Source organism: Klebsiella sp. X13 (assembly GCF_003323835.1).
GTDB lineage: Bacteria > Pseudomonadota > Gammaproteobacteria > Enterobacterales > Enterobacteriaceae > Klebsiella > Klebsiella ornithinolytica.
The window spans coordinates 3,731,884-3,745,900 of the sequence record NZ_CP030874.1 but is presented as its reverse complement, the minus strand read 5'-3'; the positions used below and the strand labels follow the sequence as shown (position 1 = coordinate 3,745,900).

Below are 14,017 nucleotides of genomic sequence, written 5' to 3'. Positions count from 1 at the left end.
TATTAACGGTATTTGAGTTAAGCCAGTAAAACGAGATTGCAAGATGAGCGTAATGTTTGACCCTGAAACGGCGATTTATCCTTTCCCGCCGAAACCATTGCCATTAAGTCGCGATGAAAAACACTTTTACCGTGAAAAGATTAAACGTCTGCTGCGCGAGCGCGATGCGGTGATGGTTGCTCATTACTATACTGACCCTGAAATTCAGCAGCTGGCTGAAGAGACCGGCGGCTGTATCGCTGATTCTCTGGAAATGGCTCGTTTCGGCGCCCGCCATTCCGCCTCGACGTTGCTGGTGGCCGGAGTGCGCTTCATGGGGGAAACGGCAAAAATTCTCAGCCCGGAAAAAACCATCCTGATGCCAACGCTGAATGCCGAGTGTTCTCTGGATCTCGGCTGCCCGATTGAGGAGTTCAACGCGTTCTGCGATGCCCACCCGGATCGTACCGTCGTTGTTTATGCCAACACCTCAGCGGCGGTTAAAGCGCGTGCCGATTGGGTTGTGACTTCCAGTATTGCCGTTGAACTTATTGAACATCTCGACAGCCTCGGGGAAAAAATTCTCTGGGCGCCCGACCGGCACTTAGGGCGGTACGTGCAGCGGCAAACCGGGGCAGATGTTTTGTGCTGGCAGGGCGCCTGTATTGTCCACGATGAGTTTAAAACCCAGGCGTTAACGCGGATGAAAGCCCTCTACCCCGATGCCGCCATTCTGGTGCATCCTGAATCACCGCAGTCCATTGTGGATATGGCGGATGCGGTAGGGTCTACCAGCCAGCTGATTGCCGCGGCTAAAACGCTTCCGGCGCGCCAGCTCATTGTCGCCACCGATCGCGGGATCTTCTACAAAATGCAGCAGGCGGTACCGGAAAAAGAGCTGCTGGAAGCGCCGACGGCGGGAGAGGGGGCAACCTGTCGTAGCTGCGCCCACTGTCCGTGGATGGCGATGAACGGCCTGCAAGCGATTGCAGAGGGGCTGGAAAACGGTGGCCCCGAACACGAAATTAAGGTCGATGCGCAGCTGCGCGCCGGCGCATTAGTCCCGCTGAACAGAATGCTGGATTTTGCGGCTACACTTCGGGGATAGTGGTTAATTACGCAATCAATACAGTGCGGGGAAAATATGGATTTTTTTAGTACGCAGAATATTCTGGTGCATATACCCATCGGCGCCGGCGGATACGACTTATCATGGATCGAGGCGGTCGGCACGTTTGCCGGGCTGCTGTGTATCTGGCTGGCGAGTCTGGAAAAGATCAGCAACTATGCATTTGGGCTGGTCAACGTCACCTTGTTTGCCATTATTTTCTTTCAGATTCAGCTTTATGCCAGCCTGCTGCTACAGGTCTTTTTCTTTGCCGCCAACGTTTATGGCTGGTACGCCTGGTCCCGGCAAACCAGCAGCCATGAAGCCGAACTGCGTATTCGCTGGTTGCCATTACCGAAGGCGCTGGGCTGGCTGACGGCTTGTATTGCGGCAATTGCGCTGATGACGGTCTTCATTAATCCGGTCTTTGCCTTTCTGACGCGGATCGCGGTCACGCTTATGCAGAGCCTGGGACTGCAGGTCACGATGCCGGAACTGCAGCCGGATGCCTTCCCGTTCTGGGACTCCTGCATGATGGTGCTGTCGATCGCCGCCATGATTTTGATGACCCGTAAATATGTCGAAAACTGGCTGCTTTGGGTGATCATCAACGTCATCAGCGTGGTGATTTTTGCCCTTCAGGGCGTCTACGCGATGTCGCTGGAATATCTGCTTTTGACCTTTATTGCCCTTAACGGCAGTCGGATGTGGATGAACAGCGCGCGTGAGCGAGGTTCTCACGCGTTTTCTCGCTAATGGTGGTGATGAGGGTCGTGCCCGGCGTGCGTCATGTTGAGATGGCATTCCGGGCCGTTACAGGGCTGGTACTCCATCTGCACGGTCACATGCCCGATATTATATTTATGCTGCAAAAAGGCCTGGATACGATTCAGCAAGGCATCGTGATCGTGCGGCGGGACAACCTGAACATGCAGCGTCATGACCGTTTTTTCACCAACCAGCCAGACGTGGACGTGATGCACATCGCGGACTTCCGCCACCGAACGGCGTAAATCCCGCTTTAACCCCTCGACATCTAATGACCGCGGCGCCCCTTCCAGCAGTTCGTTCAAACTTTCCTGCAACAGCCGCCAGGCGCTGCGCAGTACCAGACATGAGACCAGCACCGACAAAATCGGGTCAATTGGCGTCCAGCCGGTGGTGAGAATCACGAGAGCGGCAACGATCGCCCCGACCGAACCCAGCAAGTCGCCCAGTACGTGTAAGGCGGCCGCGCGGACATTAAGATTTCTTGCTTCACTGCCGCGGTGCAGGATCCAGAATGCCAGTATGTTCGCCAGAAGCCCGGCAACGGCAATCACCATCATTGTGGTGCCGGCAACGGGCTGAGGATGGTTAAAGCGTTGAATTGCTTCCCAGACAATCAGAATGGTAATCACAACCAGCGCAATGGCGTTGACGAAGGCCGCCAGCGTGGTCAGACGCAGCCAGCCGAAGGTGTGACGGGTATTGGGTGGACGGCTGGCGAAGCGGACCGCGAGTAGCGCAAATAACAGAGCGGCTGAATCGGTAAGCATGTGACCGGCATCAGCCAGCAGCGCCAGCGAGCCGGAAACGACACCGCCGATGGCTTCAACAAGCATAAAGCCGGCGGTGACGATGAAAGCCTGCAACAGGCGTTTTTCGTTACCGCGATCGGTGGTTTCTGACGGAGTGTGAGCATGGGCCATTACAGAATCCTGTCATTATTTTATCAATTAGTCTCTGACCTTATTACAGATTAACCACAATCAGGCGTCTGTTCCATCAGCCAATGTCGATAGGGCAAGGTACGGCGGCATGTGTCTGCAACAAGCCGCAAATGAGGCAACAATAGGGTGAAAGCACGGGGAGACGGAGTAATGTCGAATCATTCCCCCGTCAGTGCAATATATAATATTTACATATGATAATTTTTCAGAGTATAAAACTGATGTTAAGGCTCTTTTTTTCGCCATTGTTATGGTTTGTATTGTTTTTATCTGTTTAATCAGTGAATTACCCTTGTGACTGTAAAAGTCTGTTTACACTTTTCTGACGGCGAGTTAGATTGAAAGCATTGCACACAATTGATTAAGTATGGCAACGCTGGAAAGAAAATGAATTATCAGAACGACGATTTACGTATTAAAGAGATCAACGAATTATTACCTCCCGTTGCCCTCCTGGAAAAGTTCCCCGCGACCGAAAATGCTGCTAACACCGTGGCGCACGCTCGTAAAGCGATCCATCAGATCCTGAAAGGCAACGACGATCGTCTGCTGGTGGTGATTGGCCCGTGTTCTATCCACGATCCTGCCGCTGCGAAAGAGTATGCTGAACGCCTGCTGACGCTGCGTGAAGAGCTGAAGGGCGAGCTGGAAGTGGTGATGCGCGTTTACTTTGAAAAACCGCGTACCACCGTTGGCTGGAAAGGGTTAATCAACGATCCGCATATGGATAACAGCTTCCGCATCAACGACGGCCTGCGCATTGCGCGTAAGCTGCTGCTGGAGATTAACGACAGCGGACTGCCTGCGGCGGGTGAATTCCTCGATATGATCACCCCGCAGTACGTCGCTGACCTGATGAGCTGGGGCGCCATCGGCGCACGCACCACGGAATCCCAGGTGCATCGCGAGCTTTCATCTGGCCTCTCTTGCCCGGTAGGTTTTAAAAACGGGACCGACGGGACAATAAAAGTGGCAATTGACGCGATCAACGCCGCCGGCGCGCCGCACTGCTTCCTGTCAGTGACCAAATGGGGCCATTCGGCGATTGTGAATACCAGCGGCAACAGCGACTGTCATATCATTCTGCGCGGTGGCAAAGAGCCGAACTACAGCGCGAAGCACGTTGCTGAAGTGAAGGTTGGGCTGGCGAAAGCGGGCCTGCCGGCGCAGATCATGATTGATTTCAGCCACGCAAACTCAAGCAAGCAGTTTAAAAAACAGATGGAAGTAGGCGCCGATGTTTGCCGGCAGATTGCCAGCGGCGAGCAGGCAATTATGGGCGTGATGATTGAAAGCCATCTGGTGGAAGGTAGCCAGAGCCTGGAGAGCGGCGTGCCGCTGGCCTATGGCAAAAGCATCACCGATGCCTGCATCGGCTGGGAAGATACCGATACCATCCTGCGTCAGCTGGCGGATGCGGTAAAAGCCCGTCGCGGTTAATCCGCCGCCTGGCCCGGCAGAGCGTCGCGACGCCGGGATTCAGAGCCAATAAAAAAGCGTGGACGAATCCACGCTTTTTTTATGGCTGGCGAAAATTATTTCGCTTTACCCTGGTTTGCTACCGCGGCGGCTTTTGCAGCGATTTCATCCGCATTGCCCAGATAGTAGTGTTTGATCGGTTTGAAGTTTTCATCGAACTCATAAACCAGCGGTACGCCGGTCGGGATGTTCAGTTCAAGGATTTCGTCTTCGCCCATATTGTCCAGGTACTTCACCAGCGCACGCAGGGAGTTGCCGTGAGCGGCGATAATCACGCGCTCACCGCTTTTCAGACGCGGCAGAATGGTTTCGTTCCAGTAAGGCACAACGCGCTCGATGGTCAGCGCCAGGCTTTCGGTTACCGGCAGCTCTTTATCGGTCAGTTTAGCATAACGCGGATCGTGGCCCGGGTAGCGCTCGTCGTCTTTGGTCAGCTCCGGCGGAGTAATGGCAAAGCCACGGCGCCACTGTTTAACCTGCTCATCACCGTATTTCTCAGCGGTTTCAGCTTTGTTCAGACCCTGCAATGCCCCGTAGTGACGCTCGTTCAGTTTCCAGGATTTCTCAACCGGCAGCCAGGCCTGGTCCAGTTCATCCAGGACGTTCCACAGAGTATGGATGGCACGTTTCAGCACAGAGGTATAAGCAAAATCGAAGCTGAAGCCTTCGTCTTTCAGCAGTTTACCTGCCGCTTTTGCTTCACCTACGCCTTTCTCGGACAGATCGACGTCGTACCAACCGGTGAAACGGTTTTCATTGTTCCATTGGCTTTCGCCATGACGGACCAGTACCAGCTTAGTTACAGCCATACACTTACTCCTCAAGCTTTGTTTGAATGATAACAATTCTCATTATATTGCCGCAATTTGAGCCACGGCAATGCTTATCCCTAACCATAGCGAAAATAGTGGCTCAGTGTAAGATGCTTGTAAAACGGCGGTTATATTTTTGTCTGTAAGTGGCGTAATTTGCAGCAAAATGGCGAAAAAAAGCCCTCCATCAGGAGGGCGGGGGCTTATCGGGCAATAAACTGATATTCCGTCAGACTGACGTACTCCTCGCCCGGGCGCAATATGCAGTCGGGCTGGGGCCATTCCGGGTGATTGGGTGAATCCGGCAGAAATTCACTCTCCAGCGCCAGACCTTGCCAGTCGGCGTACGGCTGTTCGGTACGCGACGGCGTACCGCCCAGGTAATTACCAGAATAAAACTGCAGGGCAGGGGCGGAGGTATACACCGCCATCTGCAGTTGACCATCCTGAGACCAGACATGGGCCGCCGCCTTGCGGGCATCGCCTTTTGCCTGTAGCAGGAAAGCATGATCATACCCTTTGACTTTCTGCTGATCGGCATCGCGAAGAAAATCGATCGCTACAGTTTTCGGCGAGCGAAAATCGAAGCTGGTCCGGGCGACGTCCTGCAAATGGCCGCCCGGAATGCCGTCGCTCTCCACCGGCAGGTAGCTGTCGGCGAAAATTTGCAGCTGGTGATTGCGGACGTCCGTCTGCCCGCCGTCGAGGTTGAAGTAGACGTGGTTGGTCAGGTTGACCGGACAGGGCCTGTCAACCGTCGCACGATACTCAATAGCGATGCGGTTATCTTCAGTAAGACGGTAGTGCGCCGTGGCTTTCAGGTTGCCGGGAAAACCCTGGTCGCCGTCATCAGAGGCGAGGGCAAACAGCGCCTGATGTTCGTCGGCGCTAACGATCTGCCAGCGACGTTTGTCAAAGCCGTCTGGCCCGCCGTGCAACTGATGACCGGCTTCGTTAGAAGGGGTCAGTTGGATCGTCTGGCCATCGAGAGTAAACCGGCTGTTGGCGATACGGTTGGCATAGCGGCCCACGGAGGCGCCGAGATAGGCCGCCTGGCGGGTATAGTTTTCCGGCGAAGCGCAGCCGAGCAGCGCTTCGCGTACTTCGCCGTTGGCCAGCGGTACCCGGGCGGATAATAATGTTGCGCCCCAGTCCATCAGCGTGACCACCATCCCGGCATTATTCCGCAGGGTGATCAGATTCCACGGCTGCCCGTCCGGCGCCAGGTCTGTCGTTTGGTTTAGCACTGGCCGGCCCCCTGTGACGGTTTGCACACGTAGAAGGTCTCTTTGATGCCGGTTTTCGCTTCATACTGCTGCGCGACGGCTTGCTTAACGGTATCAACGCACTCTTCCGGCACCAGCGCCACGACGCAGCCGCCAAATCCGCCGCCGGTCATGCGTACGCCGCCTTTATCGCCGATGGTGGCTTTGACGATCTCCACCAGCGTGTCAATTTGCGGAACGGTAATTTCAAAATCATCGCGCATCGAGGCATGAGATTCCGCCATCAGTTCACCCATACGCTTGAGGTCGCCTTTTTCCAGCGCGGTGGCGGCTTCGAGCGTACGCGCATTTTCGGTCAGGACATGGCGGACGCGTTTCGCAACCACCGGATCCAGCTCATGGGCAACGGCATTGAACTCGGCGATTTTGACGTCGCGCAGCGCAGGCTGCTGGAAGAAACGCGCGCCGGTCTCACACTGTTCGCGACGGGTGTTGTATTCGCTACCGACCAGAGTACGTTTAAAATTACTGTTGATGATCACCACCGCGACGCCTTTCGGCATCGAGACGGCCTTGGTTCCTAATGTGCGGCAGTCAAGCAGCAGCGCGTGATCTTTCTTACCCAGCGCTGAGATAAGCTGGTCCATGATGCCGCAGTTGCAGCCGACGAACTGGTTCTCCGCTTCCTGGCCGTTGAGGGCAATTTGCGCCCCGTCCAGCGGCAGATGATACAGCTGCTGGAACACGGTTCCGACGGCCACTTCCAGCGAAGCGGAAGAGCTTAACCCCGCCCCCTGCGGCACATTACCGCTGATCACCAGATCGGCGCCGCCAAAATGGTTATTGCGCTTCTGCAGGTGTTTCACCACTCCGCGGACGTAGTTTGACCACTGTTGGGTCTCGTGGCTGACAATCGGCTTATCAAGGGAGAACTCGTCGCTCTGATTGTCATAATCGGCGGCAATCACCCGGACAATACGGTCCGTGCGCGGCGCGCAGCTGATCACCGTCTGATAATCAATCGCGCAGGGCAGCACGAAGCCGTCGTTGTAGTCGGTATGTTCGCCGATCAGATTGACGCGGCCCGGTGCCTGAATAACGTGGGTCGCAGGGTAGCCGAACTTTTCAGCAAACAGGGTTTGGGTTTTCTCTTTCAGACTCATTGTTATTCTCCGGATTCGCGAAAATGGACGTCGCTCACTGCCCGCAGGCGTTCGGCGGCTTGTTCAGCCGTCAAATCGCGCTGAGTTTCAGCCAGCATTTCGTAGCCGACCATAAATTTACGCACCGTCGCAGAGCGCAGCAGCGGCGGATAAAAGTGAGCGTGTAGCTGCCAGTGATTATTCTCTTCGTTATTAAACGGCGCCCCGTGCCAGCCCATGGAATAAGGGAATGAGCACTTGAACAGGTTGTCGTAACGGCTGGTCAGCTTTTTCAGCGCCAGCGCAAGATCGCTACGCTGGGCTGCGGTTAAATCGGTGAGGCGCTGAATGTGTGCCTTCGGCAGCAGCAGCGTCTCAAAAGGCCAGGCCGCCCAGTAAGGTACGACGGCCAGCCAATGTTCTGTTTCGACGACAGTCCGGCTGCCGTCGGCTAATTCGCGCTGAACGTAATCCACCAGCATCGGCGAACCCTGAGCGGCGAAATACTCTTTTTGCAAACGATCTTCGCGTTCCGCCTCATTTGGCAGGAAGCTGTTGGCCCAGACCTGCCCGTGCGGGTGCGGGTTGGAGCAGCCCATCGCCGCGCCTTTATTCTCAAACACCTGCACCCACGGATAGGTTTGGCCCAGCTCAGCCGTCTGTTCCTGCCACGTATTAACCACCTCTTCCAGCGCTTCAACGCTCAGCTCAGGCAGCGTTTTGCTGTGATCCGGCGAGAAGCAGATGACCCGGCTGGTGCCGCGTGCGCTTTGACAGCGCATCAGCGGATCGTCGCTATTCGGGGCATCGGGCGTGTCGGTCATCAATGCCGCAAAGTCATTGGTAAACACGTAGGTACCGGTGTAATTCGGGTTCGTGTCGCCGGTGACGCGGGTGTTACCCGGACACAGAAAACAATCCGGATCGTGCGCCGGCAAGGTTGCTTTTGCCGGCGTTTCCTGCGCCCCTTGCCAGGGGCGCCTGGCGCGATGCGGTGATACCAGAATCCACTGCCCGGTTAACGGGTTATAACGACGATGCGGATGGTCGACGGGGTTAAATACGCTCATGACGGTTCCTTAGTCTGGGTAACCCTGCGGATGACGGGACTGCCAGTGCCAGGTGTCCTGCGCCATCTCGTCAAGGTCGCGCGTAACGCGCCAGTTCAGCTCGCGGTCGGCCTTTTCGGCATCCGCCCAGTAGGCCGGGAGGTCGCCATCGCGGCGCGGCGCGAAGTGGTAATTAACAGGTTTGCCGCAGGCTTTACTGAAGGCATTGATCACGTCGAGGACGCTGCTGCCGACGCCTGCGCCGAGGTTATAAATGTGTACGCCTTCGCGGCCCGCCAGTTTTTCCATCGCCGCAACGTGGCCGTCGGCGAGGTCCATGACGTGGATATAGTCGCGTACGCCGGTACCGTCAGGGGTCGGATAATCATTGCCGAAAACGGCCAGCGATTCGCGACGACCAACGGCCACCTGCGCGATATAAGGCATCAGGTTGTTCGGGATACCCTGCGGATCTTCGCCCATGTCGCCTGACGGATGCGCGCCGACCGGGTTGAAGTAACGCAGCAGCGCAATGCTCCAGTCCGGCTGGGCTTTTTGCAGGTCGGTCAGAATTTGTTCGACCATCAGCTTGCTTTTGCCATACGGGCTCTGCGGCGTACCGGTCGGGAAGCTTTCGACATAAGGGATCTTCGGCTGATCGCCGTAGACGGTCGCGGAGGAGCTAAAAATAAAGTTCTTCACGCCAGCGGCGCGCATGGCGGAAACTAATTTAAGTGTACCGGTGACGTTATTGTCGTAGTATTCCAGCGGCTTCGCGACGGATTCGCCGACGGCTTTCAGGCCGGCAAAGTGGATCACTGCTTCAATAGCGTGATCGTGCAGAATTTCCGTCATCAGCGCTTCATTACGAATATCGCCTTCGACAAAGGTGGCTGTTTTCCCGCCGAGACGTTCAATGACCGGCAATACGCTGCGCTTACTGTTGCAGAGATTGTCGAGAATAATCACTTCATGTCCCTGCAGCAGCAGTTGAACGCAGGTATGACTTCCAATGTAACCGCTACCACCTGTAACCAGTACTTTCATGATTCGCTCCAATAGGCTTATCGTGTGTGATGAAGATAGCATATCAAAGAAGTGGAAAGTGTGACACAGGCCAAATTGGTGGAATCGCTTACACTAAAAGACACAATGCGATATTTTTACTTTTTAGTGTTTAAAAACAGCATGTTGATTGTTTTTCTGGTTATTTCTCTGAAAAAAAACAGGGGGGCATGGCCCCCTGTTTTGGCTCAGTCCGTGAGTGGACCGACCTGATAAGTGTAACCGTCTCCACTGCGCACAAACTCCAGACGATGGGTAATGCAGTCCGGCGCATCTTCGGCGTGATGGGAGACAAACAGCAGCTGAGTGGCACCTTCGCTAATCAAAACATCCACGAAGCGCCGTACCAGCTGACGGTTAAGCGGATCCAGTCCCTGCAGGGGCTCGTCAAGAATCAACAGCGTCGGATGCTTCACCAGCGCCCGGACGATCAGCGCCAGCCGTTGTTGTCCCCAGGAGAGACTGTGGAACGGCGCATCGGCGGTACGTTTGTCGATTCCCAGTATATCCAGCCAGTTCTGCACCAGCTTGCGCTGCTTATCAGAAACGGCCTGATAAATACCGATAGAGTCGAAATAACCCGACAGGATCACGTTGCGAACCGTGGTACTGACGCGGTACTCAAGATGCAGACTGCTGCTGACGTAGCCAATATGCTTTTTGATGTCCCAGATGGTTTCACCGCTGCCGCGGCGGCGGCCAAAGAGGGTCAGGTCGTTGCTGTAGCCCTGCGGATGGTCACCGGTCACCAGACTGAGCAGGGTCGATTTCCCGGCGCCGTTGGGACCGACGATCTGCCAGTGCTCACCGGGGTTAACCGTCCAGCTCAGGCGCTCGATGATCGGCCGGTCGTTGTATGACACCACGCCATCCCGCAGGACAATGCGCGGGGCCCCGGCGTCGAGAGCATGGCGGGCGGCGGGGGCGTCTGGTTCCGGTAAGCTCATGCCAGCCAGTTTTTCACTGTGCGCCAGCTGGGCAATCAGCGCCTGTTGCAGCAGCGCCTGCTTTTCGCCGGTTTCGCTCAGGGTGCAATCGGCCAGCACGCCGGCAAACTGGACAAACGACGGGATTTCGTCGAAGCGGTTGAGTACCAGGACCAGCGTGAGCCCTTCGAGGTGCAACCGCTCCAGCAGCCCGGCAAGCTGCTGGCGGGAAGCCACGTCCAGGCCGTCAAACGGCTCATCGAGAATCAACAGGTCCGGCTGCGTCATCAGCGCCTGACAGAGCAGCGTTTTACGCGTTTCTCCGGTGGAGAGGTATTTAAAGCGGCGCTGGAGCAAAGAAGTAATGCCAAACAACTCCGCCAGACGCGCGCAGCGGGCGGCGTCTTTGGACTCTTCCTGAATAATCTCTTCCGTCGTGCGGCCGGTGTCCTCTTCGCCTGGGCTGAGTAGGTCCGTATTGTTGCGTTGCCATTCATCGCTGACCAGCTTCTGCAGCTGTTCGAAGGAGAGGCGGGTTACCCGGGAAAAGCGGTTTTCATACTGGCCGGACAGCAGGGTGAGCTCACCGGACAGCGCGCGAGCCAGCGCCGACTTCCCGCTGCCGTTGCTGCCGACGAAGGCCCAGCTCTCGCCAGCGCCAACGGTGAGGTGCTCGATTTTTAACGTTTTTGTGTCGCTCAGGCGAAACGTGCCTTGCGAAATTTGCAATGATGACATTGTGTATCCCACTTTTTGCAGCGATTTGCCACAGGGATACGTCGTCACGCGCGCAATGTCAATGCCGTCAGCATAACGTGGCGAGAATGATTCGATTGGCATTAAAATATGCTATCGCCTCAGCACCTTCTGCCAGTTTTCGGGTCTGTTCCAGCGGTAGGGTGGCGCACAAACTCTGGCCATCAGGCAGCGCCATCAGCACTTCACACTGTTCCGGGCCGTATTCGATATGGCTGATCCGCCCGGCGAGTTGGTTATCGGCCTCTTTGGCAACCGCCGGATCCTGAGTCATCCCCACCCAGGGAGCCTTCAGTAGCACCAGCACTTCCTGACCCTCATCCAGGCCAAGGCGCTCTGCGCTCTGCGCGGTGATAGCGACTTTTAAGCGGGTCTGACGATCGGCAAGAAGCACGTCGACATGCTGCTGTACCTGCTGGTGGTCGCGACCGGTGATGGTACCAAACCACTGGTTACGCGCGCTGGTCTGCAGCGAGAAGCGCGAAATAGCGGCCAGCAGGCTGTCGAGAGGCAGGGCATCGTCGTCGCTCAACACATCGAAAGCTTTTTGCTGAATTTGCGCCAGCAGATCGTACAGCTGGATCAGCCGCTGTCCGTAGCGGGTCAGCACGGCGCCGCCGCCGCCTTTACCGCCGGTAGCCCTGTCCACCAGCGTCTGTTCGCTGAGCTGGTTCATCTCATTGATGGCGTCCCATGCGCTTTTATAGCTAATGCCCGCGTTTTTCGCGCCCTGGCTAATCGAACCGGTGGAATCGATCTGTTTTAACAGGGCGATACGACGCGGATCGGCAAACAGGCGCTGCTGTAGCTTGAGGGTCAGAAGAATTTCAGCCTGCATAATGATATCCTGGCAAAAAAGAGTATTGTGACCGATAGCGGGCATCTTGCAAGATGCATCTGTCGCCGTTATCGGCCAGCCACCGCACAAATGGGGCGTGTTTTTCCAGCTGAAGCGGTTACAATAAAGCATTCGTACTTTCTGGAGCCAACCATGTTAGAGCTATTGAAAAGTCTGGTTTTTGCCGTTGTCATGGTCCCGGTGGTGATGGCCATCATCCTCGGTCTGATTTACGGTCTGGGCGAAGTGTTTAACATCTTCTCCGGCGCAGGTCACAAAGATCGCGGCCAGCAGAACAACTGATTTCCCGGCGCCCGGTTTTCCGGGCGTTTTCATTTCCTCGTTCTTTTCTTTTTTTCACCCTCTTTTGATCCTCCTCTGGCTACCACCAATTCGCGCTGGGAAAACCCTGATCTTATCGTTATATTGTCATATACATAACGCAACTACAGGAGTTTCAGATGGCACGTCAATGGTTACGCTTGTTTGCCGGAGCGACGCTAACACTTTCCGTCGCAGGGCACGCGCTGGCAGAAGAAGGGAAAATTACGGTGTTTGCCGCGGCATCGTTAACGAATGCAATGCAGGATATTGCGAAGGCCTATAAGAAAGAGAAAAACGTCGATGTGGTCTCCTCGTTTGCCTCTTCATCAACGCTGGCACGGCAAATCGAAGCCGGCGCGCCTGCGGATCTGTTTATCTCTGCCGACCAGAAATGGATGGATTACGCGGTCGAGAAAAAAGCGATTGATACCGCCTCGCGTGCAACGCTGCTTGGCAACAGCCTGGTCGTTGTCGCGCCTGAAGCCAGCGCGCAGGGCGACATAGTGATTAACAACAAAACCGACTGGACCAGCCTGCTGAAAGGCGGCCGTCTGGCCGTTGGCGACCCGGAGCACGTGCCGGCAGGTATCTACGCCAAAGAAGCGCTGCAAAAACTGGGTGCCTGGGAGACGCTGGCGCCGAAACTGGCACCGGCTGAAGACGTGCGCGGAGCGCTGGCGCTGGTTGAGCGTAACGAAGCCCCGCTGGGTATCGTCTACGGTTCCGATGCGGTGGCGAGCAAAGGTGTGAAAGTGGTCGGGACGTTCCCGGAAGATTCGCACAAGAAAGTTGAATACCCGCTGGCTATCGTCGACGGGCATAAAAATGCCACCGTCACCGGATTTTACGACTACCTGAAAGGACCGCAGGCGGCCGCCATCTTCAAACAATACGGATTTACCACCCGCTAATGATTTTAAGCGATCCCGAATGGCAGGCGGTACTGCTGAGCCTGAAAGTCTCATCCCTGGCGGTGGTGTTAAGCTTACCTTTTGGGATTTTTATCTCATGGCTGCTGGTGCGGCGCAATTTCCCCGGAAAGGCGCTGCTCGACAGTATTATCCACCTGCCGCTGGTGCTGCCGCCGGTGGTGGTGGGGTACCTGCTGTTGATTGCCATGGGTCGGCGCGGTTTTATCGGCAGCTGGCTATATGACTGGTTCGGTTTGACCTTTGCCTTCAGCTGGCGTGGGGCGGTGCTGGCGGCGGCGGTCATGTCCTTTCCGCTGATGGTGCGGGCCATTCGTCTGGCGCTGGAAGGGGTGGACGTGAAGCTGGAACAGGCGGCGCGAACTCTGGGGGCGGGCCGTTGGCGGGTGTTTTTTACGATAACGCTGCCGCTGACGCTGCCGGGCATTATCGTCGGTACCGTTCTGGCTTTCGCCCGTTCGCTAGGGGAGTTTGGCGCCACTATTACCTTTGTCTCCAATATCCCGGGGGAAACGCGCACTATTCCTTCGGCGATGTATACCCTGATTCAAACCCCCGGCGGCGAAGGGGCCGCCGCGCGCTTATGTTTGATTTCCATCGTGCTGGCGCTGGTTTCGCTGCTGGTTTCTGAATGGCTGGCGCGGCTCAGCCGCGTGCGGACGGGGAAATAAC

The 14,017-nt window shown here is 56.0% G+C and carries 14 protein-coding genes; 6 read left to right on the top strand and 8 right to left on the bottom strand.

Translation table 11 applies throughout. The features are described 5' to 3' along the window. Positions 1 to 43: 43 nt before the first annotated feature. Both nadA and pnuC read left to right on the top strand, forming a co-directional pair. The gene (gene nadA / locus DSD31_RS17790) at positions 44 to 1,087 is read left to right on the top strand and encodes a quinolinate synthase NadA (RefSeq protein ID WP_004859703.1); all 1,044 of its coding nucleotides are present in this window, start codon (positions 44 to 46) and stop codon (positions 1,085 to 1,087) included. A gap of 36 nt (positions 1,088 to 1,123) precedes the next feature. Beyond that, entirely contained in the window at positions 1,124 to 1,843 is a 720-nt protein-coding gene (gene pnuC, locus DSD31_RS17785; RefSeq protein WP_113991225.1) for a nicotinamide riboside transporter PnuC, read from the top strand. Here pnuC and zitB read toward each other — a convergent pair. Continuing rightward, positions 1,840 to 2,778 (bottom strand): CDF family zinc transporter ZitB, encoded by a 939-nt coding sequence (zitB, locus tag DSD31_RS17780; protein ID WP_004859706.1) that lies wholly within the window; start codon positions 2,776 to 2,778, stop codon positions 1,840 to 1,842. The genes pnuC and zitB overlap by 4 nt on opposite strands. A 408-nt stretch (positions 2,779 to 3,186) precedes the next feature. On the opposite strand from zitB, the gene aroG reads away from it, so the two are divergent. Next, the gene (aroG, locus tag DSD31_RS17775) at positions 3,187 to 4,239 is read left to right on the top strand and encodes a 3-deoxy-7-phosphoheptulonate synthase AroG (RefSeq protein WP_004859708.1); all 1,053 of its coding nucleotides are present in this window, start codon (positions 3,187 to 3,189) and stop codon (positions 4,237 to 4,239) included. A 95-nt stretch (positions 4,240 to 4,334) separates the two neighbouring features. Here the strand turns inward: aroG and gpmA are convergent, their stop codons facing one another. The 7 genes from gpmA to modE form a co-directional block, all read right to left on the bottom strand. Further along, positions 4,335 to 5,087, bottom strand: coding sequence for a 2,3-diphosphoglycerate-dependent phosphoglycerate mutase (gene gpmA, locus DSD31_RS17770; protein ID WP_004859709.1), 753 nt, complete (start codon positions 5,085 to 5,087; stop codon positions 4,335 to 4,337). A 206-nt stretch (positions 5,088 to 5,293) separates the two neighbouring features. Then, the gene (gene galM / locus DSD31_RS17765; RefSeq protein ID WP_113991224.1) at positions 5,294 to 6,337 is read right to left on the bottom strand and encodes a galactose-1-epimerase; all 1,044 of its coding nucleotides are present in this window, start codon (positions 6,335 to 6,337) and stop codon (positions 5,294 to 5,296) included. After that, a complete protein-coding gene (gene galK, locus DSD31_RS17760; protein WP_004859713.1) occupies positions 6,331 to 7,479 on the bottom strand; it encodes a galactokinase in 1,149 nt (382 codons plus the stop codon). Before galK ends, galM begins: the two co-directional genes overlap by 7 nt. 2 nt (positions 7,480 to 7,481) lie before the next feature. Further along, positions 7,482 to 8,528 carry a galactose-1-phosphate uridylyltransferase gene (gene galT / locus DSD31_RS17755; RefSeq protein WP_015584864.1) on the bottom strand — a complete coding sequence of 349 codons (1,047 nt, stop codon included), beginning with the start codon at positions 8,526 to 8,528 and terminating at the stop codon, positions 7,482 to 7,484. Positions 8,529 to 8,537: 9 nt separating this feature from the next. Beyond that, on the bottom strand, positions 8,538 to 9,554 hold the full coding sequence (gene galE, locus DSD31_RS17750) for a UDP-glucose 4-epimerase GalE (protein ID WP_004859716.1): 1,017 nt from the start codon (positions 9,552 to 9,554) through the stop codon (positions 8,538 to 8,540). A gap of 206 nt (positions 9,555 to 9,760) precedes the next feature. After that, on the bottom strand, positions 9,761 to 11,236 hold the full coding sequence (gene modF / locus DSD31_RS17745; RefSeq protein ID WP_015584863.1) for a molybdate ABC transporter ATP-binding protein ModF: 1,476 nt from the start codon (positions 11,234 to 11,236) through the stop codon (positions 9,761 to 9,763). A gap of 67 nt (positions 11,237 to 11,303) precedes the next feature. Further along, complete coding sequence (modE, locus tag DSD31_RS17740; protein ID WP_015584862.1) at positions 11,304 to 12,092, bottom strand: molybdenum-dependent transcriptional regulator; 789 nt, start codon at positions 12,090 to 12,092, stop codon at positions 11,304 to 11,306. Between the two features lie 153 nt (positions 12,093 to 12,245). On the opposite strand from modE, the gene DSD31_RS17735 reads away from it, so the two are divergent. The 3 genes from DSD31_RS17735 (at position 12,246) to modB (ending at position 14,016) form a co-directional block, all read left to right on the top strand. Continuing rightward, complete coding sequence (locus DSD31_RS17735) at positions 12,246 to 12,395, top strand: AcrZ family multidrug efflux pump-associated protein (protein WP_004859721.1); 150 nt, start codon at positions 12,246 to 12,248, stop codon at positions 12,393 to 12,395. 158 nt (positions 12,396 to 12,553) lie between these two features. After that, positions 12,554 to 13,327, top strand: coding sequence for a molybdate ABC transporter substrate-binding protein (gene modA / locus DSD31_RS17730; protein WP_004859724.1), 774 nt, complete (start codon positions 12,554 to 12,556; stop codon positions 13,325 to 13,327). Further along, positions 13,327 to 14,016 (top strand): molybdate ABC transporter permease subunit, encoded by a 690-nt coding sequence (gene modB / locus DSD31_RS17725; RefSeq protein WP_004859726.1) that lies wholly within the window; start codon positions 13,327 to 13,329, stop codon positions 14,014 to 14,016. The genes modA and modB overlap by 1 nt, the downstream gene beginning before the upstream one ends. Position 14,017: the final 1 nt, after the last annotated feature.

What these genes read in the sequence shown, in the direction of transcription:
- nadA (WP_004859703.1), top strand. Translation starts at nt 44, where the DNA reads ATGAGCGTAATGTTTGACCCTGAAACGGCGATTTATCCTTTCCCGCCG.
- pnuC (WP_113991225.1), top strand. Translation starts at nt 1,124, where the DNA reads ATGGATTTTTTTAGTACGCAGAATATTCTGGTGCATATACCCATCGGC.
- zitB (WP_004859706.1), bottom strand. Translation starts at nt 2,778, where the DNA reads ATGGCCCATGCTCACACTCCGTCAGAAACCACCGATCGCGGTAACGAA.
- aroG (WP_004859708.1), top strand. Translation starts at nt 3,187, where the DNA reads ATGAATTATCAGAACGACGATTTACGTATTAAAGAGATCAACGAATTA.
- gpmA (WP_004859709.1), bottom strand. Translation starts at nt 5,087, where the DNA reads ATGGCTGTAACTAAGCTGGTACTGGTCCGTCATGGCGAAAGCCAATGG.
- galK (WP_004859713.1), bottom strand. Translation starts at nt 7,479, where the DNA reads ATGAGTCTGAAAGAGAAAACCCAAACCCTGTTTGCTGAAAAGTTCGGC.
- galT (WP_015584864.1), bottom strand. Translation starts at nt 8,528, where the DNA reads ATGAGCGTATTTAACCCCGTCGACCATCCGCATCGTCGTTATAACCCG.
- galE (WP_004859716.1), bottom strand. Translation starts at nt 9,554, where the DNA reads ATGAAAGTACTGGTTACAGGTGGTAGCGGTTACATTGGAAGTCATACC.
- modF (WP_015584863.1), bottom strand. Translation starts at nt 11,236, where the DNA reads ATGTCATCATTGCAAATTTCGCAAGGCACGTTTCGCCTGAGCGACACA.
- modE (WP_015584862.1), bottom strand. Translation starts at nt 12,092, where the DNA reads ATGCAGGCTGAAATTCTTCTGACCCTCAAGCTACAGCAGCGCCTGTTT.
- DSD31_RS17735 (WP_004859721.1), top strand. Translation starts at nt 12,246, where the DNA reads ATGTTAGAGCTATTGAAAAGTCTGGTTTTTGCCGTTGTCATGGTCCCG.
- modA (WP_004859724.1), top strand. Translation starts at nt 12,554, where the DNA reads ATGGCACGTCAATGGTTACGCTTGTTTGCCGGAGCGACGCTAACACTT.
- modB (WP_004859726.1), top strand. Translation starts at nt 13,327, where the DNA reads ATGATTTTAAGCGATCCCGAATGGCAGGCGGTACTGCTGAGCCTGAAA.